This is a genomic window from Cyclobacterium sp. 10D3-21, assembly GCF_055809755.1.
The window spans coordinates 5141891-5168363 of record NZ_CM147924.1 but is presented as its reverse complement, the minus strand read 5'-3'; the positions used below and the strand labels follow the sequence as shown (position 1 = coordinate 5168363).

15 protein-coding genes are annotated in these 26473 nt (G+C 38.4%); 5 read left to right on the top strand and 10 right to left on the bottom strand.

Annotation, left to right across the window (positions count from 1 at the left end; all coding sequences use genetic code 11):
• Positions 1-6: 6 nt before the first annotated feature.
• From AC0L7T_RS19900 to purL, 8 genes are all read right to left on the bottom strand, one after another.
• Positions 7-3162: an efflux RND transporter permease subunit gene (locus AC0L7T_RS19900; protein ID WP_473337816.1), complete on the bottom strand. Its 3156-nt coding sequence runs from the start codon at positions 3160-3162 to the stop codon at positions 7-9.
• Between the two features lie 48 nt (positions 3163-3210).
• A complete protein-coding gene (locus AC0L7T_RS19895; protein WP_473337814.1) occupies positions 3211-4356 on the bottom strand; it encodes an efflux RND transporter periplasmic adaptor subunit in 1146 nt (381 codons plus the stop codon).
• Between the two features lie 813 nt (positions 4357-5169).
• On the bottom strand, positions 5170-6819 hold the full coding sequence (locus tag AC0L7T_RS19890; protein ID WP_473343386.1) for a hypothetical protein: 1650 nt from the start codon (positions 6817-6819) through the stop codon (positions 5170-5172).
• 346 nt (positions 6820-7165) lie between these two features.
• The gene (locus AC0L7T_RS19885; RefSeq protein ID WP_473337813.1) at positions 7166-7819 is read right to left on the bottom strand and encodes a hypothetical protein; all 654 of its coding nucleotides are present in this window, start codon (positions 7817-7819) and stop codon (positions 7166-7168) included.
• Between the two features lie 13 nt (positions 7820-7832).
• Complete coding sequence (locus AC0L7T_RS19880) at positions 7833-8336, bottom strand: RNA polymerase sigma factor (RefSeq protein ID WP_473337811.1); 504 nt, start codon at positions 8334-8336, stop codon at positions 7833-7835.
• Between the two features lie 429 nt (positions 8337-8765).
• Positions 8766-9770, bottom strand: a complete 1005-nt coding sequence (locus tag AC0L7T_RS19875) for an LLM class flavin-dependent oxidoreductase (protein WP_473337809.1) — start codon at positions 9768-9770, stop codon at positions 8766-8768.
• A 235-nt stretch (positions 9771-10005) separates the two neighbouring features.
• Positions 10006-11103 (bottom strand): alkene reductase, encoded by a 1098-nt coding sequence (locus AC0L7T_RS19870; protein ID WP_473337808.1) that lies wholly within the window; start codon positions 11101-11103, stop codon positions 10006-10008.
• A 468-nt stretch (positions 11104-11571) separates the two neighbouring features.
• Complete coding sequence (gene purL / locus AC0L7T_RS19865) at positions 11572-15264, bottom strand: phosphoribosylformylglycinamidine synthase (protein WP_473337806.1); 3693 nt, start codon at positions 15262-15264, stop codon at positions 11572-11574.
• A gap of 344 nt (positions 15265-15608) precedes the next feature.
• Here purL and AC0L7T_RS19860 point away from each other — a divergent pair, with 344 nt between their 5' ends.
• The 4 genes from AC0L7T_RS19860 to AC0L7T_RS19845 are packed head-to-tail and all read left to right on the top strand — an operon-like array spanning position 15609 to position 22134.
• On the top strand, positions 15609-16217 hold the full coding sequence (locus AC0L7T_RS19860) for a TetR/AcrR family transcriptional regulator (RefSeq protein WP_473337805.1): 609 nt from the start codon (positions 15609-15611) through the stop codon (positions 16215-16217).
• A 4-nt stretch (positions 16218-16221) separates the two neighbouring features.
• On the top strand, positions 16222-17568 hold the full coding sequence (locus tag AC0L7T_RS19855; RefSeq protein WP_473337804.1) for a TolC family protein: 1347 nt from the start codon (positions 16222-16224) through the stop codon (positions 17566-17568).
• Positions 17569-17588: 20 nt separating this feature from the next.
• Positions 17589-18719 (top strand): efflux RND transporter periplasmic adaptor subunit, encoded by a 1131-nt coding sequence (locus AC0L7T_RS19850; RefSeq protein ID WP_473337803.1) that lies wholly within the window; start codon positions 17589-17591, stop codon positions 18717-18719.
• 7 nt (positions 18720-18726) lie between these two features.
• Positions 18727-22134, top strand: coding sequence for an efflux RND transporter permease subunit (locus AC0L7T_RS19845; RefSeq protein ID WP_473337801.1), 3408 nt, complete (start codon positions 18727-18729; stop codon positions 22132-22134).
• Positions 22135-22432: 298 nt separating this feature from the next.
• Here the strand turns inward: AC0L7T_RS19845 and AC0L7T_RS19840 are convergent, their stop codons facing one another.
• On the bottom strand, positions 22433-23140 hold the full coding sequence (locus tag AC0L7T_RS19840) for an L-ribulose-5-phosphate 4-epimerase (protein WP_473337800.1): 708 nt from the start codon (positions 23138-23140) through the stop codon (positions 22433-22435).
• A gap of 250 nt (positions 23141-23390) precedes the next feature.
• Here AC0L7T_RS19840 and araA point away from each other — a divergent pair, with 250 nt between their 5' ends.
• Positions 23391-24866: an L-arabinose isomerase gene (araA, locus tag AC0L7T_RS19835; RefSeq protein WP_473337799.1), complete on the top strand. Its 1476-nt coding sequence runs from the start codon at positions 23391-23393 to the stop codon at positions 24864-24866.
• A gap of 352 nt (positions 24867-25218) precedes the next feature.
• Here araA and AC0L7T_RS19830 read toward each other — a convergent pair whose 3' ends face one another.
• Positions 25219-26049 (bottom strand): hypothetical protein, encoded by an 831-nt coding sequence (locus tag AC0L7T_RS19830; RefSeq protein WP_473337798.1) that lies wholly within the window; start codon positions 26047-26049, stop codon positions 25219-25221.
• Between the last annotated feature and the right edge of the window lie 424 nt (positions 26050-26473).

Here is a 26473-nt window from a genome sequence, read left to right as displayed (position 1 = left end):
CAAATTTTAAGCTTCGACAGGACTATTTTTACCTGAATTTCTTCTGGTTTTTTCATGCAAATACTGGAAAACCATATAAAGGGTAGGGATGATAAAAATCCCCAGAATTACCCCGAAGAGCATTCCCCCGGCTGCGCCAATACTTACCGATTTGTTTCCCTGTGCAGATGCTCCCATGGTTCGCATCAAAGGAATCAACCCTGCAATAAATGCAAAGGATGTCATGATGATTGGCCTGATTCGCAAACGAGAAGCCTCGATAGCAGCATTGAATATACTCAAGCCTTGTTTCCTTTTCTGAGCGGCAAATTCGACGATCAAAATTGCATTTTTGGCCAGTAATCCTATAAGCATGATAATACTTACCTGTACATATATATTGTTGTCAATTCCCGCTAAATTTATGGCGACAAATACACCCAAAAGCCCGCAAGGAATCGATAGCAATACCGCAAAGGGCAATAAATAACTTTCGTATTGGGCTGCCAAAAGGAAGAAAACAAACACAATACTTAGAATGAAAATAATTGCTGTTTGAAAACCTGACTCTTTTTCTTCAAGACTCATTCCTGTCCATTCATAACTATAATTGGTAGGAAGTTCTGCTGCTATTGCTTCTATGGCATCCAAAGCGTCTCCTGAACTGTAGCCTTCTGCTGGTGTGGCATTGACGGTTATGGAATTAAATAGATTGTAGCGATTTACTATTTCCGGTCCATTTACCTCTTCCAGGGTAACCATCGTGTTTACAGGCACCATTTCTCCAAGGTTGTTTCTCACGAAAATCGCATCTAAGGATTTTTTCTCGGTTCTATACTGAATATCTGCTTGTACAAAAATCCTATATTGTCGGCCAAATCGATTAAAATCTCCCGATTGCAGCCTTCCAAAATAGGCCTGTACAGATTTCATCATGTCTCGAACACTCACCCCCATGTTTTTTGCTTTTACATAATCAATGTTCATTTGGTACTGGGGAAAATTAGCATTGAAGGTGGTAAAAGCTTTTTCGATTTCAGGTCTTTCATTTACGGCAGCGATAAATTTGTCTGCTACCAGATTAAATTCTGTAAAGTTTTCACCCACCCTGTCTTGGATAATCATCTCCAGGCCGGAGAATTCACCAAAACCTTGAACAGTAGGTCTTGCAAAAACATTGATTTCAGCCTCTGGAATATGTGACAAGTCTTTGATCAATTCAGAAATTAAAGAATTGATTTCCTGTGTTTCTCCACGTTTATCGATAGGTTTAAGGTTGATGTAACCCATTCCAAAAGAGGGACTGGGTGCATTTTCCATTACATTAAATCCCGAAATACTATTGACACTCCTTATAGCAGGATGAGCTCTAAGAATAGAGTCTACCTGATGCATTGGTCCTGAAGTTCTATGCAAAGAAGAGCCAGGAGGCATGGTAAGAGAATAGGTTAAAAAACTATCATCTTCGGATGGTATAAATGCACTTGGTGTATTCCTGAACATTATAACGGTAAGGGCCAACAATACTACCAAAGCACTGAGGGGTATCCATTTTTTATGAAGCAGGAATGTTACTGCGTTCACATATTTATTGGTGAAGGCATCAAACCCTGTCTCGAAGGAAGTAAAAACCCTGTGCTTTATGCGCGAAAATTTACTTGCAGATTTATCCTCATAAACTTTAGCTGGCTTCAACAATAGTGCACATAAAACAGGGCTTAAGGTCAAGGCATTTAAAGCTGAAATAAGGATAGCAAAAATCAATGTATAGGCAAACTGCCTGTAAAACAGGCCGACTGGACCTTCCATAAATCCTACTGGTACGAAAACAGCCGCCATTACAATGGTAATGGATATAATGGCAGTAGATATTTCCTTCATTGCCTCAATGGTGGCCTTTTTAGCAGGCATCTTACCATGGGTCATCTTGTGGTGTACAGCCTCTACCACCACGATCGCATCATCCACTACAATGCCAATGGCAAGAACCAGCGCAAACATCGTGAGGACATTTACTGAGAAACCGAGCAGTTGTAAAAAGAAAAAGGTACCTATCAGCGATACGGGTATGGCAATGGCAGGAATGATGGTTGATCTCAAATCCTGTAAGAAAATAAAAACGACAATGAATACCAGAATACAAGCCTCAATGATGGTGTGTACTACCTGGTCTATAGATTCATCTATTTGATTTCTTACTGAATAAGAAATCTCATAAGTTATTCCTTCAGGGAAATTTTTGGAGATTTTCTCCATTACCTCCCGGATTTTCTGATCTATTTCTTTGGCATTAGAATCACTGGTCTGCGTAATGTTAATCGTAGCTGCAGCTTTACCATTCACGGTGTTGTCACTGCCCAAATTCGAAGCTCCCAGCTCTACCCTGGCAATATCCCTTAAATAGAGTATGGATCCATCTTTGTTTGATTTGATGACAATGTTTTCATACTCCTCAGGAGTACTGAACCGTCCTTTATGTTTGATAATGGTTTCAAAAATCTCCTCAGAAGTTTCTCCAAAGCGTCCTGGGGCGGCTTCAAAATTCTGGTCATTGATTTGACTGGTGATGTCTTGGGGAACAAGTCCATAAAGCGCAAGCTTTTCAGGGTTTAGCCATACCCTCATGGCATAAGTTCTTCTCCCCACAAATGAAGCTTGGGCTACACCTTCCACCCTTAATAGTTCTCGTTTTACATTGATCCTGGAATAGGACTGGATAAAAGTTTCATCATAGGGAGAATCCTCGTCTTCAGCAATAATGTTAATCGTCATTATATTGCCGCTTAGCCGTTTCACCACTGAAATTCCTTCCTGAATTACTTCCGGAGGAAGTTCACCTATCTCTCTTGAAATACTATTCTGGACATTGACAGCCGCAATGTCAGGGTCAGTACCTGGTTTGAAAAAAATATTAATGCTTCCTCTGCCGGAGTTGGTGGCTTTGGAACGAATGTAGGTCATGTTCTCTACACCGTTAATCGCTTCCTCTAATGGGAGCAATACTGATTTGGCTACCGTTTCAGCATTTCCACCTGGATAACTTACACCCACATTTACGCTAGGAGGGGCAATGTCTGGAAATCTGGTTACTGGTAGGCGCATCAAACTGATTAACCCAGCGATAACTATCAAAATTGAAATAACAGAGGCCAGGACAGGCCTGTCAATTATTTTCTTAATCATACATCTAAAAGTTGGTGGTAGTTAATTTTCAGCGTTATAGCGGAAAGCTTAAGGAGTAGCTGTCAGTTGGTAGGCTTCCACTTTCATCCCGTCTTTGATTTTATTTACACCAGATTGAATGATGGTTTCTCCTTCAGAAAGATCGCCCTCTTTTAAAATATAATTTTGACCGGCTTTGCCTGAAATATTTACCTCTTTTCTTTTCACAGTGCTGTCAGCTTTCAGTATAAAGACAAAGTTTTTGTCCTGGATTTTGGTAATTGATTGCTGAGGAATCATCAATACGCTTGGATGGATTTGTTCCAAAATAATTTTGCCTGTGTTTCCACTTCTCAGTAGTTTATCTGGATTGTTAAATTTTGCCCTTAAAGTAATGGCTCCTGTGTTTCGATCTATCTGTCCGGCGTCAGCATCGATTACTCCTTCTTCAGAATGAATAGTCCCATCTGCCAGAATCAATTTAACATTCGGATTTAATCGACGAGCGGTAGAATCCTCTTTCATTTTTTTGTAAAACAAGTAATTGGATTCACTCATGGCGAAATAAACATAAACCTCGCTGATTTCTGATAAAGTAGTGATTGGCTCATCATCTCCTTTGGACAATAAATTACCTACTCTCATTGGTATTAGGCCAATATAACCGCTTACAGGCGCTTTTATTTGCGTGAATTGCATGTCTATTTCACTTGTACCTTTTAAGGCTTCGGCTTGCGCAAGAGATGCCTTGGCTACTCCGTAATTCGATTGTGCCGTTTTCATTTGCACCTCGGAGATCACTTCATGGTCAATTAGAGGCTGTAGCCTTTCCATTTCTATTTTGGCATTTTCGAGTTTCGCTTTTTCTACCTCTACCGCTGCTTGCGCATTTTTGAGACGCTCCACATAAGGCAGGGCATTGATACTAAACAATAGCTGCCCTTTTTCTACAAAATCTCCTTCATCTACATGAATCTTATCCAATAATCCCTCAACTTGGGGACGAATCTCAACGTTTACCTTACCTTCAACGGCTCCCAAATATTCGAAAGTAGTGACTGCAGAATCTTTCTTTACAGTAGTTACCGGTAATGAAAGTGTTTCTACTTCTACCTGTTCTCCCTTACTGTCGCAAGAATAATTTACCGAAGAAATTATTACAATTAGCGAAATCAACAAAATGTTTCTGTTGAATTTTGATTTTATTAGTCTCATTATTTATATAAAATTTTATTATTCTTATGGTCTTGTTTGTTTGATATTGACCATTTGAATGTTTCGATTTATCAGTTAATCAAAAAGCATTCCAATAAAAAGTGTGATGAAAGGAAAAAAATTTATATGACTGGTGGTCTGTCCGTTGTTTTGTTATTAAATAAAGATAAAATAGCTTTTAATTGTGTTTAATTGCGGTTTTTCAAAAATAGATTTTGCATAATCAGACTTTTTATTGGGCTTGAAAAAAGTAAATATTTTCTAATTTTTTTTGTAGAACTTGAAAAGGTTCGGTTTCTAATTTTGGTTAAATAATGTCGCAACTTGGTGAAACCAATTAACAATGAGTCTGTTGACACTGTTATGGAACCTCATAATGATACCATGTCAAAGACAATATTTTTATGTTGGACCTGGATTTTGCAATTGGATCTCCTGGCTTTTTAAGCCTGTCCTGACCTTTCTAAAGGAAAGTGAAAATTAGCTGTTAGAAGGCCTATTATATATTTTGGATTAACATATTATCGGCACGTGCTGAACTAGGGCAGGGAACAAAAAAAACTCACATAGAATAACTACGTGAGTTTTTTAACTTCGAGATAAACCTAAAATCATCTCTGATTATTTCAATGGTTTTCTTTCTATTTTCTATCGGTCTTCAAATGGCTAGATAATCATGTAATTGAACCACTTTTTGTGGCCACATTGCATTCCTGCGTTAGCGAAAGGGAAACTTGTTATGAAATCGTTCAAATAAAAGATCCTAACAAAGCTTCACTTCAGTCCTTTTGTAAATAAAGGCGAAAGGTTATATTATTTGGTAATAACTTTTACCTCTTTAAACATGAATGGATTATCACTTACCCTTATGTCTTTGCCACTTTCAGTGGTAACATCTTTCAGGATAACCTTTTTGGTTTTAACGTAGGGATACTTTTCCTTATAGGAATCGCTTGTATTTTTAGAATTGAAATTTGTAAAAATAGCAGGTCCTTTATAGTCATTGGGATGATTGGAATCATCTATATGTAGGTTTTCTATGGTGATTTTTTCCGGCATATAACTGGTGTAGCCAAAGTCATGCATTCCAGAATAAGATCCGCTAATGAGCGAAGCACTGGTTTCATTACCTCCATTAGGTATAAAGGTACAGTTACGGATAATTAATTCTCCTTGCCAGGTACTGCCATAGTCAGAACGGAGGTTGATGATGCTTCTTCCACGTAAAGTAGAGTTTTCCACAATTAATGTTCCGCTGCCAATGGCATTTATGCCCATATGCCCCAATGTTGAGTTGCGAATGGTGGCATTTGCAACTCCTTTATGGGCATCAAACCTGGAAAATGTACAGTTGTCAAAGAGCAGATTTTTACAGTAATTTGAACCCATAATTCCCCAATATTCCCTGTCATCGATGCTGTTTGTTTGGCTACAGTTTATGAAGGATACGTTCAGGGAATTTCCTACGAGGATGTCATAAGTGCCCATGGTTACTGGCTTTCCAGCCGACCCAATGGTTTTGTATGTTTTGTGTCCGGTGAGGATAGTGTTTTTTACTGTTACATAAGAACAATTTCTTATACTCAGGAATCCCCCATAAGGAGCGCCATGGTCACCTTCTCCTGTCACTTTATGTTCAAGTCCATCGATTATTACATTGGAGCGGTTTACCAATATGTTCCGACTGTAATAGTTGTATTTCGATTCAGCTTTATTGGCAATTGTGATGAAGTGTCCACCGGTGATATTTAGCGTTTCCTCATCTATCGGAAGAGCCATTATTTCTGTGATTTCATCAAAGTCCCAGATTATGGGAGCATCCATATCTACCTTACCGTTCTTATCTACAATGAAAATATCTGTTTGTGAAGAACCATTGTCTTGGTTACTGCCATATCGTATGTAGTGCTTCACCTTGGAATTGGATACGGTAATCAGTGATGTTCCCGGCAAGGAAGCTTTTATTTTTTTCTGATTCCTTTTAAGCGAAGTTATCCCTTCAAGTTTAAAAGGCTTCAGGTTAGAATTAACAGTGAAAATAGGGGCCTTGAGATTATCAACCTCGGTATCGTCAATGATAAAGGTAGCTGATCCGAAATCAGTGTCTGTCTGGATGTAGGCTGTTCGATCCTTTTCCCCTATATAATAGCTTGCACCATCATCTGCTTTTACCTTTAGAGAATGCTCATTGGCGTAAGCATGCGCACCGGCGATGGCATCTATATCATCTGCTTTTCCATCACCTTTGGCTCCAAAGTCACTGTACTTAACCAATTTATTTTCTTTGAATTTAAGGACGTCCTTAGGCGATACATTTACAAGCAATTTCCCATTTGCATTGCTATGTACTTGGGTTTTATCCCTATCGGAAGTTATCACTACATTTCCAAGTGGGTCTTTGGTCTCTCCCTTGGATACAAAGACAGAAGTGAATACAAAAAACAAAAGGAGTAAATTTCTCATCATGGGTTCATTTTATGGATAAGCAGTTCGATTGATAAACCCGAAATAGACAATAGATGGACCATTACCTATTCTGGATCAAATAGTAAGTTTGAATGTATAACTGCTCCCAAACTGGTGATTTTTACGCAAAAATGCAATTAACATTATACGTAGATAAGTCTATTAGTGGGGGTTTTTATGTAAGGCAATGGAATCCTTTAGTGTGCCTTATGGCAAAGTCAAACCAATTACTGTTATTAGCATTTGGTTTGACTTCGCTAAATCCCTTTTAGCCACTCTGATTCGCAGGCATTATCCTACAGCGAAATATAAATCGAACAGTCTTTACTGCATTTAATTTTTATTAACGGTATTTATTGATTTCCATTAAATGTTCCGTCGCTTTTTCAATTTGTTTCCCGCCTGCCATATCAATAAGCCATTTTATCTTTTTATCAGAGGCATTTTCTGGTTTCATTCGAATAAAAATCCATATAGCAGCAATTGTGAATAGGAGCGTAATTGTAAGTTGAAGGCTAAGCCACACAATTGGGATATTGGAAGATAAATCTATAAAACCAAGCTGAAATAGCGTGTAAAAGGGTAGTTGTAGGTACCAGAAACGCATGTCTTTAATCAGGTTGAATTTTAATTCTACTAACTCTTGCTGTATGGCAATAACAGGTCCTGTAAAATCGATTTGGTTGGCCATAACCAGGTGCTTAATGTAATCAATAAATACTTTAATATTGATAAGAAAAATTACGGCAATAGCTACCAGGAAAATATTGTTTGCAAATGGAGCGTACTTTATTGTATAGGTCAATACCGACCCCAGAAACATTAGGTAAAGTATACCGAATACCAATCCCGTGATTTTTTCGGCCTTGAGGCCAACAAGCGCTTTTTTAGACCTTTGACTTATTTGTTCTTTGAGAATTTCAGTGTTCAACTTCAAAATCTGTTCAATTTTGCTGTCTTGTGCTTTCCATAAATTGAGAATATTTTGCTCTTTCATTTTTATTATTGGTTTATTTTAAAAATTTTTCTTTTAATTTCTTTTTTAATCTACTGAGTTTCGTAGCGACATTGGATTCAGATATTCCCATTATAGCGGCAATCTCGGCATAACTTTTTTCTTCCAAGTAAAGCAACATTAAGGCCCTATCGAAATGTTTGAATTCGCTTATTAAGAGGTAGAGTTGCTTAATGTTTTCGTTTTGAGTGGTTTCTTTTGGAGCCGCTATCTGGATAAATTGATCTTCCATAGGAGAATTTATTTGGGCTCGAACCTTTTCCTTTCTGTAATTCGATATGGCGACATTTAAAGCAATGCGATATAACCACGTTGAGAATTTGAATTCTTGTTTATACTTTGGAAAAGCCTTCCAAACTTGGATAGAAATTTCTTGAATTAGGTCTTTAATTTCATCCTCATTGTTTCCATATGATCTGGCTACTTTGTAAAGGATGCCTTTATTTTGTTCAAGATATTTTAAGAATTCATCCGAAAGCTTGTTTTGAGAAAGTGTCATTGGGATTATTTTTCTTAATGATTCGTCATTTTAAGAAAATAATCACAAGTGGGATAAAATAATTTGAAAAAAAATGAAATACACTTCAATCACAGCCCTGTTTTGTTCCAATACCTAGGTATTTTACTAGTGTTTAGCAAGTTAAGTTTAAGGATATCTGGAGCTTTGTTGTAAAACTGTCTATGCACGACTTTTAATCCGTACTTTTTATTTTAGGGTCTCCAAGGGCACTTCTTAAAGCGTTCCGAAAGGATAAATTAGCTGATAATGAGGTGGAAATAATAAAAGTTAGGGTTTTCTATGGCCTCTTAAGGTTTTTACTCGAAAAACCCTTTCTGTAATTGAAGGTCTATTGCCTATTTGGCTAAAAATCATAAAAAAAGCCAGGTGAAAAAAACCACCTGGCCTCATGTTTAAAAGAAATATAGCTTAAAACTGGTTTTGCTTAGAAAGTGCTTTTAAAGCCTTTGAAGTATAATTCAAAGATTTCAGCCTTTTGTCATGGTCATAGATATTCGTGGTTACCATCACCTCATCCAAATCATATTGTTCAATAAAGCTTTCTAAGCCTTTTTGGACTTTTTCATAACTTCCAATAAAAGCAAATTTCGTCATTTGTTTGATGGCCGCTTCTTCCTGAAGGGACCAAATCTCACTCATGTCTTTCACTGGAGGAGACAAAGGGTAGGATCTACCTCTTACAATGCCTAAAGCCATTTGATAAAATGAAGTGGCCAAATATTCGGCTTCTTCATCCGTGTCTGCAACGATTACATTTACACATGCCATTAGAATTGGATGCTTGCTTTGTTGAGAAGGTTTGAAATTTTGTTTGTAATAGGTGGATGCCTGGGCAAAATAGGCAGGAGCAAAATGACTTGCGAAAACATAGGGTAGCCCCTTTTTTGCAGCCATAAATGCACTGTCCATACTTGAGCCCAATAAATAAATGGGCACATTAAGCCCTTCGGCGGGGTAAGCACGAACAGGGGAATCCATGTTTTCATCAGAGAAAAACATTTGCAACTCCTCTAAATCCTGAGGGAATTCCTGAACGGTCTGCATCCTTCCTCTTCTTAAAACGGAAGCGGTTTTTTGATCGGTGCCAGGAGCCCGACCCAGTCCAAGATCTATTCTGCCTGGATAGAGGGTTTCAAGTGTTCCGATTTGCTCAGCCACAATCATGGGGCTATGATTAGGAAGCATAATACCTCCTGATCCAACTCTAATGGTGCTCGTCCCCTGAGCGATATGGCCCATTAATATAGTAGGAGCTGAACTTCCCACATAAGGCATATTGTGATGCTCTGCTAACCAAAATCGCTTGTATCCCCAGGATTCTGCATTTTTTGCCACATCCAATGCCCTTTTATAAGCGTCTGCAGCATCGTGTCCTTCCTTGAGTAGTGCTAAATCTAAAATAGAATAATTCATATCAAATTGTATAGAACTTAAAACCTTAATTTGCGCCATTTGGTTCCTAAATTAGCTTATCGATTTCTGTTCCTTTTAAAGGCTTAACCCTGTACTCGGCGTAAGGTAATTTATTAAAACAATGCTGATAATTGTAGGGAAAACAGAGCAACCACTTATGAAAAAAACCTCACCGTAGATTAGCAACAGTGAGGTTTTATATAAAAACAACAATTTTATTTGAGGTTAAATCACCTTATTTCTCTTCTAGTTTGGGGTAGTCTGTATATCCCTTTGCTCCAGGCGTATAAAAAGTAGCCTCATCCCAGGGAGCCAATTTTTCGTTTTTAGCAAACCTCTCTACCAAATCAGGATTGGAAATATATAACTTTGCAAAGGCTACTGCATCTGCCAGGCCTTCTAAAATAAATTGATTGCCTTTCTGCTGATCAAAACCTGCATTTATAATTATTTTTCCTTTGTAAATCGGTCGGTACCTTTTGGCAATATCAGTTTCCGCGTAGGGTATTTCCGAAACATCATTAAAGGGTTCGGAAAGGTGGAGATAAGCCAATTCATACCTATTAAGGTTTTCTATGATATAGTCAAATGTAGGAATACTTTCTTCGTCCATCGTCATTCCAAAAATCCCACTAAGTGAAGGATTTAATCTTACACATATCCGGTTCTCTGGTACAACTTCTTTTATTGCATCTATTATTTCGAAAAGAATTTTGGCCCTGTTGGTTATATTTCCTCCATATTCATCCATTCTCACATTTGATGTTCTGCTGAAAAATTGATGCAATAGATAACCGTTCGAGCTATGAATTTCTACTCCATCAAATCCTGCTTCCCATGCATTGGCCGCTGCATTTTTAAAATCCGCTATGGTTTGTTTAATCTCGGGAATAGACATTTCTTTAGGTGTGACAGTGTCCTTGAATCCTTTTGGGGTAAATGACTTCGATTTGGGATTTATCGCAGAAGGGGCTAATGGAAGAGCTCCCTCATGGAAATCAGGATGTGAAATCCTACCTACATGCCACAATTGTATGAAAATTTTTCCACCCGCATCATGTACAGCCTTTGTCACTTTTTTCCAACCTTCTACCTGTGCTTTCGTGTGGATGCCAGGGGTATTGATATATCCAACCGCCTCTTGAGAAATTTGAGAACCCTCAGTGATGATAAGACCTGCCGAAGCTCTTTCGGTATAATATTTTACATGTAGTTCAGTAGGGGCTTTCTCTGGATTGTCCGCTCTGCTTCTTGTCATAGGAGCCATTACAACTCTATTGGCTATTGATAAATCGCCAAGCTTTAACTTTTCTAAAAGTGGTTGGTTTTGCATAGTATATACTGGTTTTTAAACGAATCTGAAAATAATTCTTGTTCTTAATCAACTAAAAACTTACAATAATGTTGACTTTTTATTACTACGAAAGAATGGCTACAATATCTGAACCAGTAATGAAAAAAAGTGGAAAATAGGTACAAAAGGGTTCGCTGGGTCGATTCAACCGGATTTTTTAACCCGGATTATGTAATAGAATTCGTGATGAGTGTTGTAATCGCAAGAAAATCAGGCTGTTTGGAGATTTTAGCATAGCACCGCTATGGTGAAATTGAAAACAGCAACGAAGTGGCTGATTTTAAAGCGATTTCAGCACGTAATAGATTGTTTATTGCATATTTCGGGTTTAATAGAGCCTTATCCTGCAATCAAGTTTTTAGGGGACATTGAGAGTTCCTACAAAAAAAAGCTGGCTTCCTGAAGTAATCAGAAAGCCAGCCTATTTTTTAATTTATAAACAAATGATTAAAGCGAACTATGTTCTTCAACCCAATTTTTAGCGTTAATAAAGGCAGTTATCCATGGGCTTACGTCTTCTTTCTGAAGATCTTCAGAATAGTAAGGCCAGTTCCAAGGTGCAATTGCCCGCTCTATATGAGGCATTATCGCAAGATGACGTCCATCTTTTGATACCAGTCCTGCAACATTGTGATCCGATCCATTGGGGTTACCGGGATAGGCTTCATAGGAGTATTTCATTCCTATATTGTAACTGTCTTTTTCAGAAGGCAAGTCAAATTTTCCTTCGCCATGTGCCACCCAAACACCCAGTCGCTGACCAGATAAAGTGCCGAACATGACGGATTCATTTTCAGGAATAGTCACATTCACAAAAGAAGATTCAAATTTATGGCTTTCATTGTGAAGCATTTTGGCTTTCTTTTCATGCTCAGGATTGATAAGGTCCAAAGCTACCATCAACTGGCAACCATTACATACGCCTAAACTGAGTGTGTCTTTCCTTGCATAAAAGTTGTCCAATGCATTCTTAGCTTTTTCATTGTAAAGAAAAGCTCCGGCCCATCCCTTGGCAGAACCAAGAACATCTGAATTTGAGAAGCCACCTACAAACACAATCATGTTTACATCCTCAAGGTTTTCCCTTCCAGATATAAGGTCTGTCATGTGGATGTCTTTGACATCGAATCCGGCCAGCCATAATGAATAGGCCATCTCTCTGTCCCCATTGACGCCTTTTTCACGAATAATCGCTGCTTTGGCGCCCGTGGTTGTTTTCCTATTGGGGTTCAAATTCAATGCTTCGTAAGTCCCTTTCCATTGCTCAGGAAAGTTATAAGTCAAAGGTTGATTTTTGTAATTTTCAAATCTTTCTTTTGCAAGGGTTTTTCCAGACTGTTGTTGGTCCAATAGGTAAGAAGATTTGTACCAAATATCCCTCAACACTGATACTTCCCAAGATTTATTTAAACCATCAATTTTAATGGCGCCTGTAGCATTTACAGTTGCAATTTCCACAGCTGAAATTCCTTTAGAATTTAAGAATGTAGTGATATCGGCTGCATCTTTTACTTGAATGACCAAGCCCGGATTTTCTGCAAATAAGGCTTTGATCAAATCTTTTTCCTTAAGATTTGAAGCATGAATGGCTATCCCAGTATTTTGATTAGGGAAACACATTTCCAATAAAGTAGTGATCAAACCACCAGATGAAATGTCATGACCAGCTAGTACTTTATTTTGCTTAATAAGGTCTTGAATGGTTGCAAAGGCACTTTTGAAATAGGCTGCATTCTTTATGTCTGGTACTTCGTTGCCAATTTTATTTAGCGATTGGGCAAAGGAGCTGCCACCTAATTTTGCTTCATCCTTAGACAAATCAATGTACAACAATGATGATTCAGGGCTAGCCTTCAGGCCAGGAGAAATAACATTGTTAATGGCTGAACATTCACCAACAGTGGATATGATAACTGTCCCTGGAGACTTTACCGTTTGGCCACTTGGGTACTTCTGAGTCATGGACAAGGAGTCTTTTCCAGTAGGAATGTTTATCCCCAAAGCGATAGCAAAATCACTTGTGGATTCAACTGCCCGGTATAACCTGTCATTTTCCCCTTCATTTTTGGCTGGCCACATCCAGTTGGCACTTAGGGAAACCCCTTTTAGTCCAGCGGTAAGTGGTGCCCATATTAAGTTGGTAAGTGCTTCCGCTATTGCCAATCGGGAGCCGGCTTCAGGACTTACCAAAGCGGCTATAGGAGAATGGCCGATGGAAGTAGCTATTCCTTTATTTCCTGAATAATCCATGGCCATCACTGCCACATTATTCAATGGAAGCTGAAGTTCGCCAGTTGTTTGTTGCTTGGCCACCCTACCAGTAACTGACCTGTCTACTTTGTTGGTGAGCCAGTCTTTGCAAGCTACTGCTTCTAATTGCAGCACATTGGTTAAATACTGCTCAAAATCCTGAATTTTGTATTCAGGTGCTTTAAAATTTTGCTTGGCCTTTTTGTCCACCAAAACAGTTTTTGGGGAAGACCCAAACATATGATTCAAACTCCAATCAACAGGTTTTTCTCCTGTTAAGGTGTTTTCAAATTTGAACTGCATGTCCCCAGTAGTTTGGCCAATATTATAAAATGGCGCCCTTTCTCGGTCAGCAATCTTTTTTATCTTGTCAAGGTGAACCTCTTTTACTACCAATCCCATTCTTTCCTGGGACTCATTTCCAATGATTTCTTTGGCAGAAAGGGTAGGGTCTCCAACAGGCAATTTTTCCAAATTAATGGTTCCGCCAGTATTCTCTACCAATTCTGAGAGGCAATTTAAGTGGCCACCTGCTCCATGGTCATGTATGGATACGATAGGATTGTCCTCACTTTCAGCTAAAGCCCTGATGACATTTGATACTCTTTTCTGCATTTCAGGGTTTGACCGCTGAATGGCATTCATCTCTAAGGAAAGACTAAGTTCACCAGTATTCAAAGAGGAAACAGCACTGCCTCCCATGCCAATTCTATAATTGTCGCCGCCCATCAGGACTATACGGTCACCTTTTTCGGGATTTTTCTTAAGACTATAAGGGGCTGAAGTAAAACCAACTCCTCCAGCTTGCATGATTACTTTATCGAAACCCCAATCTAGATCATCCTCATTGTGCTCGAAAGTCATAAGGCTTCCGCAAATGATTGGCTGACCAAATTTATTTCCAAAGTCACTGGCACCATTAGACGCTTTAATAAGGATGTCCATAGGGGATTGGTAGAGCCATTTTCGCTCCGAAAGGTCCTTCTCCCAACTTCTTCCCGCTTCTGATCTAGGGTAAGAAGTCATGTAAACTGCCGTACCGGCCAGTGGGATAGAGGCTGTGCCACCTGCCATCCTGTCTCTGATTTCTCCCCCTGACCCTGTAGCAGCGCCATTAAAAGGCTCTACTGTTGTAGGGAAATTATGGGTTTCTGCTTTTAAGGATATAACGGTATCTATTTCTTTAATCTCAAAATAATCTGCTTTATCGGAAGACTTTGGCGCAAATTGTAAGGCTTTCGGGCCTTTTACAAAAGCAACATTGTCACTGTAAGCCGAAACGATCCCATTTTTATTGGCTTTGGAAGTTTCTTTGATTAACTGAAACAGCGTCATGGATTTTTCCTCACCATCTAAGATAAAAGTACCATTGAAGATTTTATGCCTGCAATGTTCTGAGTTTACCTGGCTAAAGCCAAACACTTCACTGTCTGTCAATGGCCTGTCCAGCGATTTGCTTACACCTTCTAAATAGACTACCTCTTCAGCATTTAATGCCAATCCTTCCTTTTCATTATAGGAGCTAATGTCCTCAATATATTGGATAGGGTCAGGAGTTTTGGCAATTGAGTAGACATTCTGCCCCAAACCTTGATAATGTCTTTGAAGCATGGGGTCGAAGGTACTGCCTTCAGTCCATGGGTAAAAGGCTTCAATTCTCAGAATCCCTTTTATTCCCATATTCTGGCTAATTTCTACCGCATTGGTAGACCATGGGGTAATCATTTCCTTTCTGGGACCGATAAATTCACCAGAAATCTCCAGGTCTTCCAAATAATCGGCGCCTCCGAAAAGCCAGTTTAGTTTCTCCAGTTCACTATTTTTTAACGCCTCATTGGTTTCCAGGGCGTAAAGGGTCTTCTCCGGGGATTGAAAAAACAAAATCTTCATAAAGGGATCAATAGCTTTTTTGAATGAGCAAATGTACAAAATTGGTTTTAAAATTATGCAGTAGAAGTGCAGTAAGACAGCCTTTAGATACGATAACTTGTTTAAATCAGGAGTTGACAGAAGTTTGGCAACTAAAATCTCAAATCTTTAAGCATTTACAGGGTAATGTTGAAGTATAAAAATCTTGAAATACCCAATTTAATATAGCATTTTTACAAAAAATATAGACTTCCTTTGCAGAGTTATGAATTTAACTCAGTAAAAAAATAGATTTACCTGAAGAAACTTTGAACCTTTTGATAGTTTCTCTAGTTTATTTTCTAGGTTTATTAATTAGGAGACACTTGGAGACGAGAGAAAATATAATTCGAATAGCATTAAAGAATTTTTTAGTGTTTGGGGTCAGGGCGGTTACGATGGATGAAATAGCCAGACTTGCTGGAATATCCAAAAAAACCATCTACGAAGAATTCGCCAGTAAGGAGGATTTGGTCAATGCTGCAATAGAGGCATCAATTAAAGAATACAGGTGTGATTTAGATGAGATGGAAACCATTGATGAAAGTGCAATTGACCATTTATTACGAATGACAAGGTATTTAAGGGAAGTTTTTACCAGTATGAATCCATTGTTAATGCAAGATATCCAAAGATTTTATCCTAAATGTTGGGTTAAGATTAATGAATTCAAGACAGATAAAGTGCTTCAGAATATTATAATGGTTCTGGAAAAGGGAAAGCAATCTGGGGATTTCCGAAAGGAAATTAATTCAGAGCTTTTGGCATATATGCGAATGGATCAAATCACGAATTCATTTTCTTCTAATTATTCGAAATCCAGCTCCAGTTTTCTCGATTGCCAATTGGCAATTCTAGATCATTTCATACACGGAATTCTTACTGACCAGGGAAGGTCTAATTATTATAGGAAACTACAAACACAGGAATTTTAATTTTATGAATTTTAAACCGATAATTTTCACCGTCGCAATTTGGGTTTTTGGCCATTGGTTTACGGACGTTCAGGCGCAACAGGTGGCTTTTACCTTAGAAGAAAGTGTGCGCTTTGCTTTAGAAAACAATGCTGAAGCCAGGAGTGCAAACCTGGAAATACAAGCAGCAAAAGGATTGGTAGGGGAGCGTACGGCAGAGGGTTTGCCACAAATTACCACGAAGGTTAATGCAACAAAAAACCTTGTAGTACCTATTACTCCATTTCCTGCTCAATTTTCGGATCCGGATGCTCCTGAAGGTACATTTATAGGTATTCAGTTTTCCCCTGTCTATTCTGCTAACCTAACCGCTACTGTGAGCCAAATGATCTTTAACGGATCTTACTTTATAGGGCTAAAGGCGGCAAAAACTTACAAGCAATTGGTGGAATTTGACAAGGCTTTTACGGAGCTTCAAGTGATTGAAAATGTAAAGAAGGCCTATTTTTCTGTTTTGGTGAGTAGAGAGCGAGAGACCTTAATTCAAGCCAACCTGAATCGTTTAGATACCCTTCTTAAAGAAACAGAGGTTTTGTATGAGGAAGGCTTTGCAGAAAAAATTGATGTGAGCAGGATAAGGGTACAAAACAACAACATAAGGACTGAGCTTAGTAAAGCCAAAACTTCTACAAGCGTAAGCAGGGAAATTTTGAAATTGCAAATGGGATTTCCAGAAGATAAGGAAATCTTATTGACCAACGACCTGGATGATTTTAGTCAATATTTGGAAACCCAAAGTTTGCTTAATGAAGAAGGACAGCAAAGAATAGAGGTGGATCAAATCAATACCAACTATGACTTGGCGGTTTTGGATTTGAAAAACAACCAAATTCAGTACATGCCAAGGTTGGATGCCAATTATACCTTTCAAAGAAATGCTTTTGGAGGTAATTTCTCAAAATTATGGTCTGGAGACTGGTATACAGGTTCAATTCTAGGCATTACCCTGGAGATTCCAATATTTGATGGATTTACCAAAAGGTATAAAATTCAGCAAAACAGGGTGCAAATGAGGCAACTTGAGGTTCAAAAAGAATTTACAATTCAGAATATCCAAGTAGAAAAGTTCCAGGCCAAACAGAATTTAATTAATAGTCTGCAGGAGTTGGAAGTTCAGCGGGAAAACAGGGATTTGGCATTGGAGGTTTTTAATATGGCTAAAATAAAGTATCAGGAAGGAGTAGGCTCAAATCTGGAAGTGGTGGAGGCTGATGCTACCTTGAAAGAATCGGAGACCAATTATTTTTCGGCGCTTTATGATACTTTTATTGCACGTGTTGATTTAGAAAAAGCTTTGGGAATATTAAAATAAGAAAAGGATTATACATGTTTATGAAAAATACACTTAAGTTTTTAACCCTATCCCTCATGCTGGGGATGTTTTCCTGTGGCCAGCAAGAAGATGATCTTTCTACCAAAAAAAGCCAATTGGATGAATTTAAATCTGAATCAGCAGCATTAAAGGTGAAGATTCAAGAACTGGAGGAAGAGATATCCAAATTGGATCCTGAATTTCGGAAAAATCAAAGGAAAGCTGTATTAGTGACTACAATAAAGCCTGAAAATGGAAGGTTTGATCATTATGTGGAAGTAACCGGCTCTGTTCTTTCCAAAAAGAATGTTAACATCAGTGCAGAAGTGTCAGGTAGGGTAGAGGAGATTGTAACCAGAGAGGGCATGTCCGTAAGAAAAGGGCAGGTAATTGCAAGAATTGATGCCGAATCGGTACAAAGAAGCTTGGATGAAATTCAAACACAACTTGAATTGGCCACAACCATTTTTGAAAAACAAGAACGACTGTGGAACCAGCAAATTGGCACTGAAATTCAATACCTGGAGGCAAAAAACAGAAAAGAAACACTTGAAAAAAACCTTTCATCTATAGCGCTTCAAAAAGACAGAAGTGTCATAAGGGCTCCCTTTAATGGAACTGTAGAGGAACTCCTCGTTAGGACGGGAGAATTGGTGCAACCAGGTTCTCCTGTAGTAAATTTTGTGGGTGAAGATGACCTTTTTATTGAAGGGGACATTTCTGAAAGATATGTAGGTATTTTAAACAAAGGGGATTCGGTTAGTATTAATTTCCCATCCATTAATAAAACCTTAAAAACAAAGGTTACTGCCATAGGAAGGATCATCAATCCTGATAACAGAACTTTTAAAATTGAAGTTTTCCTACCTAAAATGGAAAATGTTAAACCAAATATGATTTCAGTTTTAAATATTCAGGACTATAGTGCTGAGGAGGCAATAACCATTCCTTCTTACCTGATTTTAAAAGACAATAAAGGGAGTTATGTTTTTGTAGTTGAAGATGGTGTTGCCCATAAAAAATACATTGAAAGGGGTATGACTTACGATAGCAAAACGGAGATCACCAAAGGCTTGAGTGGAACTGAAGTGCTTATCGATAAAGGGTTTAGGGAAGTAGGAGATAATTTTAGTGTAAACATCTCATCTTAATTAGAATATGGCTTCAGAAGAAAACAAGAGAAAAGGAGTAATCAGGGAATTTGGCATATCCTCAATGTCTGTTGATAACAGAACCAGTGTGGTTATCCTTACGCTGATCATTACCTTCCTGGGAATGTTTGCCTACAGGACCATGCCTAAAGAAAGTTTTCCGGAAATTGTTATTCCAACAGTTTATGTTGGAACTGCCTATCCTGGAAACTCACCTATAGACATGGAGAACCTGATCACCAGACCGATAGAAAAAGAGTTAAAATCTATAAATAACCTCAAAGATGTAAGTTCTACATCCATTCAGGATTTTTCGTCTATAGTAGTGGAATTTAATCCGAATGTGGAAATTTCCAAAGCGATTCAGGACGTCAAAGATGCTGTAGACAAAGCGAAAAGTGAATTGCCTTCCGACCTAGATAGGGATCCAGATGTGTTGGAAATCAATACCTCTGAGTTTCCGATCATGAATGTCAATATTTCAGGAAATTTCACAGAACAGGAGCTTAAAATATATGGAGAGTATTTAGAAGATGAGATAGAAAAACTAACCGAGATATCAAGTGCTGATTTAAGCGGAACCATTGAACGAGAAATTCGAATCAATGCAGACCTCTATAAAATGGAAGCCCTTGGTGTGACATTTTCAGATATTTCAGGAGCTGTTTCAGATGAAAATGTCACCATTTCCGGCGGAAATATTTTATCAGGAGATTATAGGAGAACGCTTAGAATAGACGGCGAATTTACCAACCCTCTGGAAATTGAAGATGTAATTGTAAAAACTGAAAACAATAATATTGTCTACCTCCGGGATGTGGCCGAGGTAGAGGATACTTTTAAGGAACGTGAAAGTTTTGCAAGAAGTAAAAAGCTTCCCGTTGTCACGATTAATGTCGTTAAAAGGAGTGGAGAGAATTTATTAGATGCTTCTGATAAGATCAAAGAACTTATTGAAGAGGTTAAAATTAATAAATTTCCTGAGGGTTTAGAAGTTTCGATCACAAACGATCAATCCAAAGCAACTCGTTCACAGGTGGATAACCTGGAAAACAGTATAATTTCCGGCGTTATTCTAGTGGTATTGGTTTTGATGTTTTTCCTTGGTTTTAGGAATGCCCTTTTTGTAGGTATCGCCATTCCATTGTCCATGTTCATTTCCTTCTTAGTGTTAAACTCACTTGGAGTAACACTTAACTTAATGGTATTGTTTTCCTTAATTCTAGCCTTAGGTATGCTGGTGGACAATGGCATCGTTGTGGTAGAAAACATATACCGTTTGATGCAGGAGGGTAAGTCTGCAGTGAGAGCCGCTAAGGAGGGCGTTGGTGAGGTTGCATGGCCTATCATTACGTCTACTGCTACTACGTTGGCAGCGTTTCTTCCACTGGCTTTTTGGGATGATATTATAGGGGAGTTTATGAAATACCTTCCTATTACCTTGATCATTGTTTTGTCCTCTTCCTTGTTTGTGGCTTTGGTGATCAATCCTGTATTGACCGCCTTGTTTATGAAGATTCAAGATGTGGATAAAGCTAAACCTGTACAGAAGCCAATGATAATGGCAGCTGTTTTAACAGCTCTCGCCATAATCTGTTATTTTATTGGTTGGATAGCTGTTGGTAATTTGCTTTTTCTTGCAGCCCTTTTGGTAATTTTCAATGTGTTCTTTTTAAGAAGGGCCATTAAATGGTTCCAGAATGTGTTATTGGTTAGCCTGGAAAATTTTTACGAAAAGACCCTTTACTTTGCATTAAAAGGGGTCTGGCCGATTGTATTTTTAGGGGGTACGGTGGTATTATTGATTTTCTCATTGGTTTTGCTTGCGATAAGTGCACCCAAAATTTTGTTCTTTCCAGACAATCAACCGGCCTTGGTCAGTATATATATTGAAAAGCCTATTGGAACGGACATCACCTCTACCAATGCTTTTGTGGAAACATTGGAAGATGACCTTTTTGTTCTGCTCGATCCTTATGATGAAATCATAGAATCTGTGATCACTCAAATAGGGGAAGGAACAGGCGATCCCTTAGAAGGTCCAAGTCAGGCTTCTACACCCCATAAAGCAAAGATCACTATTGGTTTCGAAGAATATCAGTATAGAGAAGGGATCAATACCAATGAGATAATGGAGAAAATCAGGCGATTGGCTGAGGGATATCCTGGTGTGTTGCTTACTGTTGGTAAGCAACAAAATGGCCCTCCTGTAGGGAAACCGATTAACATAGAGGTGACAGGTGAAGAATTTGAAAAGCTCATTACTTATGTCAATTCAATTAGGGAGCATATCAATGAATCAGGAATTCAAGGAATAGAAGAGTTGAAAACGGATTTGGAGTTAGGGAACCCTGAATTAATCATTAATATAGATAGAGAAAAAGCACGTCGATTTGGATTGTCAACCTCTACTATTGCCAATGAATTAAGGACTGCGCTTTTTGGTCTTGAAGTATCTAAATTTAAAGAAGGGGAAGACGATTACCCTATCCAACTAAGGTTGGCAGATAAATTCAGGTATGACATTAATGCACTGCTAAACAAGAAAATAAGTTTTAGAGATAAATTTGGCAATCAAAAGGAAATTCCGATTGCTTCAGTAGCAAGTTTGGAATACAGTTCTACCTTTGGTTCGGTCAAAAGGAAAGACCTGGAAAGGGTGATTACTATTTTCTCGAATATCAATGATGGATTCAATGCTACAGAAATCAACAATGAGATAAAACGATTGTTGCAGGATTTTGACATTCCGGAAGGGATTTCTGTAAGTTTTACTGGTGAACAAGAGGAGCAGGCAAAGTCTGCCGAGTTCTTAACCAGAGCGCTATTGATATCCATCTCTCTAATTTTCCTAATTATCGTCGCTCAGTTCAATTCAATAACGACGCCTTTTATTATTATGGCATCCGTTTTACTGAGTACAATTGGTGTGTTTTTAGGGCTGGTGATTTTCAATATGGATTTTGTCATTATCATGACAGGCATAGGGATTATTTCTTTGGCTGGTGTGGTAGTTAATAACGCTATTGTACTGATAGATTATACCGACCTGGTCAGGTCAAGAAAAAGAGAAGAATTAAATATTCCTGAGAATGAAAATCTTTCGAAAAAAGACCTTTTGGACAGTATAGTTAAAGGAGGTAAAACCAGACTTAGACCTGTATTGTTAACAGCTGTGACGACTGTATTGGGCTTGATTCCATTGGCTATAGGAATGAACATTGATTTTTATGGATTGCTATCTTCCTTTGATCCTAAGTTCTATATAGGAGGAGATAATGCAGATTTCTGGGGGCCGATGGCATGGACTGTAATATTTGGTCTAACCTTTGCGACCTTTTTAACGTTAATAGTAGTACCTGTCATGTATTTATTGGCAGACAAATTAAATATGGCTGTTCGCAAGAACAGTTGATTAGATTTAATTAAAGGTTGGTGGTTTTTTTAAGTGTTCAAACCTCCGAGACCATGTCTCGGAGGTTTTTATTTTTTACTGTAAGTTCAACCCAAAATATGCATAGACAATCTATTACGTGCTGAAATCGCTTCAAAATACCCAATCGTTGCTGTTTTCAATTCTATCTGACGGAAGACAGGTTCACCATAGCAGTGTTAGGCTAAAATCTCCAAACAGCCTGATTTTCTTGCGATTGCAACACTTCCCGTAAACACGGGAAATTCTATTACATAATCCGGGTTCAACAATAGTAAGTCTAGGATTCGGATTGCCCATAATAAGCACCTTCTCCATGTTTACGATCAAAATGTTTTTTGATCAAAGCATCCTTTAACCTGGGTGCATTGGGATTGATTTGTAGTGTCAAATAGGCCATTCGGGCAATTTCTTCAAGAACCTTACTATTATAAACTGCTTTTTGGGCATCCTTTCCCCAGGTAAAAGGGCCGTGATTTCCAATGAGTACCATTTCTACTTCTTTAGGAGAAATCTTTTTTTCATTGAAACAATCCAGAATTTGTTGGCCTGTCATGTGTTCATAATCGCCTGCAATATTGGCGTCGTTCATTGGAGGTGCACATGGAATGTCACTGGTATTGTGATCGGCATGGGTAGTACCAAATAGCGGGATATCCATTTGGGCTTGTGCCCAGGAAACAGCATAGCAAGAATGGGTATGACATATTCCTCCAATATGATCCCAATGCTTGTATAAAAAGGCATGGGTCTTTGTATCCGATGAAGGCCTCATTTTTCCTTCTACCACCTTGTTTTCAAAATCGACGATAACGATGTCCTCTTCACGTAATGCCTCATAGGGTACCCCACTTGGTTTGATTGCAAATAGCCCCTGATCTCTATCTACCGCACTAACATTCCCAAAGGTATAAACAACCAAATCCAGCTTGGGTAACTCCATATTGGCTTTATAACAATCCCGTTTTAGTTCTTTGTATTTACTCATGGTATATCGAAGGGTTTAATTAAATACTTTGGTTTTAAAAAGGAATTGACAATTGGATCTAATCCCCTTTCTGAATTCCGTAAATTGGTGCAAATTGCATGTATTAAAGTCAGGTACATTTTCATTCTTTTGAAATCTGAACCTGTTGTTAGTAGGACAAATATGGAAAAAGGAAATTTAGAATTTAATTTTAAGGTTGAATTTTTCTGGAAATTTAGATAAAACAGTATTTTATACTTAAATCAAAGGTATGAACTTGAAGCAAAAAGAGGTATGGTTGGTCACAGGAAGCCAACACCTATATGGAGAGGATATTTTAAAGAAAGTAGCGGTACATTCAGCATCAATTTGCAAGCATTTTAATGCAACAAAGAACATAGCTGTCACCATAATTTTTAAAGCTGTGGTAACCACTCCGGAAGAAGTTTTACAGGTTTTCATGGAGGCAAACAGGAATGAGGATTGTGTTGGAGTAATGGCTTGGATGCATACTTTTTCGCCAGCCAAAATGTGGATCAATGGACTTAATGTACTTGATAAACCATTGCTTCATTTGCATACCCAATATGGAGAAAGTATTCCCTGGGAATCGATTGATATGGATTATATGAACCTGCACCAAAGTGCTCATGGTGACAGGGAATTTGGTTTTATTTGCACAAGGATGAAAATTTCCAGAAAGGTAGTAGTTGGTCACTGGAGTGATCTTGAGGTGCATAAAGAAATAGACTATTGGAGCAGAGCAGCATGTGGCTGGAAGGATTGGCAGGGAGCACAATTTGTGCGGTTTGGTGATAATATGCGCCAGGTGGCGGTTACAGAGGGAGACAAGGTGGAAGCACAGATGAAATTTGGCTTTGCTGTCAATACCTATGGAGTAGGGGACTTGGTGGAGGCAATAAATGCTGTGAGTGATGTCGCAATAGGGGAATTGGTAGAAATCTATTCCAATACCTATGACTTGTCTGAGGACCTGATAAAGGGAGGCTCAAAGCATGTTTCCCTTGAAGAGGCTGCAAGGATAGAATTAGGGTTGAAACATTTTTTGGAGGGAGGCTCATTCAAAGGGTTTACCAATACTTTTGAAGATTTACATGGAATGAAGCAGTTGCCAGGTTTGCCCGTTCAGCGACTGATGAATGCTGGATATGGGTATGCTGGTGAAGGGGATTGGAAGACAATGGCTTTGGTCCGTGCCATGAAGATTATGGGTTCAGGACTTTCTGGCACAAATGCATTTATGGAGGATTATACCTATGATTTTAAAGAACAGGGTGGACTGGTTTTGGGTGCACACATGCTTGAAGTGGATGAAGGACTGGCAGAGGGAAACATTCGCTGCGAAATTCACCCTCTGGGAATCGGAGGTAAGGAAGATCCGGTGAGACTGGTTTTTGATGGAGGGGCAGGTGCAGCCCTCAATGCTTCCTTAATCGATCTTGGCAATAAGTTTAGGATGGTAGTAAATGAAGTAGAAGCTGTGAAACCACCTAAAGACCTTCCTAAATTACCTGTTGCACGTACGATGTGGCGTCCCAAGCCTGATTTTAAGGGTGCGAGTACCGCCTGGATTTTGTCTGGTGGAGCACATCACACTTGTTTCAGTCAGAATTTGAACGTACAGGTTTTGGAGGATTTTTGTGAAATGGCAGGTATTGAGTGCATCGTTATTGACGAAGAGACCAAGCTTAAAAGCTTTAAGACCTACCTGAAAGGTTTTGATTGATTGCCTTACAGGTTCAAGCTAACAGGAGTACTAAATGGAGTTAATAGGGATTAACCTCATTTAGTATTCATTGAATCCTGTTTTTCCCATTGGTTTAAGCCGGATTCTAAGACCTTGGTTAAAGAACCCTAGGGCAGCTAATTTGGTGTGAGATTTTGTTAGTATTGTTGCAGGAAATAAAAGCAACTATACCGATAAATCTGGACATTATGTATTTCACTTTTCCATAGATTAAAACCCATGGCTATTGATTTTATCGATTCATTTTGAAAGAGTTAGTTGGGATTATGCAATAGGGTTTAGAAGTGATTCCATCAAGCAATAGAAGGTCTATAGCATATTTAAGGTTTAATCAATCAGGAATAGGTAAAATGATCAATGGGGTGTTACCATCATGGACTAGATCATTGATGAAAAACCTTCTAAATAGTTTGTCATTTAGATTGCGGGAACCTTTCTGAAGGACAATAAAATCATCCAGGCATTGGCTAAATCGCTTTTTGATTTCCCCAAAAGCATCCTTGTTTTCGTAAATGCTGATTTTATATTTATAGCCATCTCCTATTTTAGCCCTTAATTGCTCCAGGTATTTATTGCCAGGTTCTAATTCTTCTTTGTCATCGATTATGGTTAATAATTCGATCTCTTTTATTTTCTGACCTACGGTTTGTAGAATAGATTCCAGTGCAGACTCATTTATGGGATGCTTTTCTTGACATGAAAGCACCAATTTCATTGGAATTGTGTCATCTATAATTTGAGGTAAGGCGATTACTATTTGGTTAAGGTGATTAATTATTGTCGTCGCTGTACTTCCAATTAATATTCTTTTCAAAAACCCAGTTCCTTTCAATCCCAATAGTACAATATCATCTGGCCTCAGAAAGCCGTCCAGAAAATGAGCGAGTTGTTTAGGAACCGCTTCAAAGCTTGTTTTTTTGCTATCCGGACTAAGTCCTCCTTCGTCAAGGTATTTTAAAAACATTTCCTCCGACTCCTTTTTATTAAAGTCAATGATTTCATCTATTTCTTTCTTATTGGAAATAGGAAGGGTAGGCGCTATTCCATCCATCTTATGGACGAAAACCAAATCTAGATTAAATATTTCCTGCCAACTGCAAGCCAACCTTAATTGAGTAGGTGTGTATGGAGAAAAATCTAATAATACGACTAATCTGTTCATTCTGAGTTAAAAGTATAAAAGGCGTTATTTTATTTTGAATATATAAAATTCCCCTTGGAATTGAGTGCCTTTGTTGGTATTTATTAATCAAGATCCTTGCTTGGTAAAGTAATTATGGGCCAAGAATTCCTTTTAGCCTGGTTTTACTACCTTATAATTTACGGATTCAAATCCACCTACAGAATTTTTCAGAGTAATTTTGGTAGTCTAAGAATGAAGAGCCCCCTGTTTCAACAAGGGTTGTATGCCAATGGAAACCTTTGTATAGTTTCCGGCTTTTTGCAACACTACAGCATAAATACCGGCCTCAGTTAGCTACAAAAAGTCACTTATCAGTTACTTCGGATCCAGATTAAATCCCCTTTCCACAGTGCCTGATAAACAAAAATTCACCTGCCTAAAGAATAAGCAGGTGAATTGGATA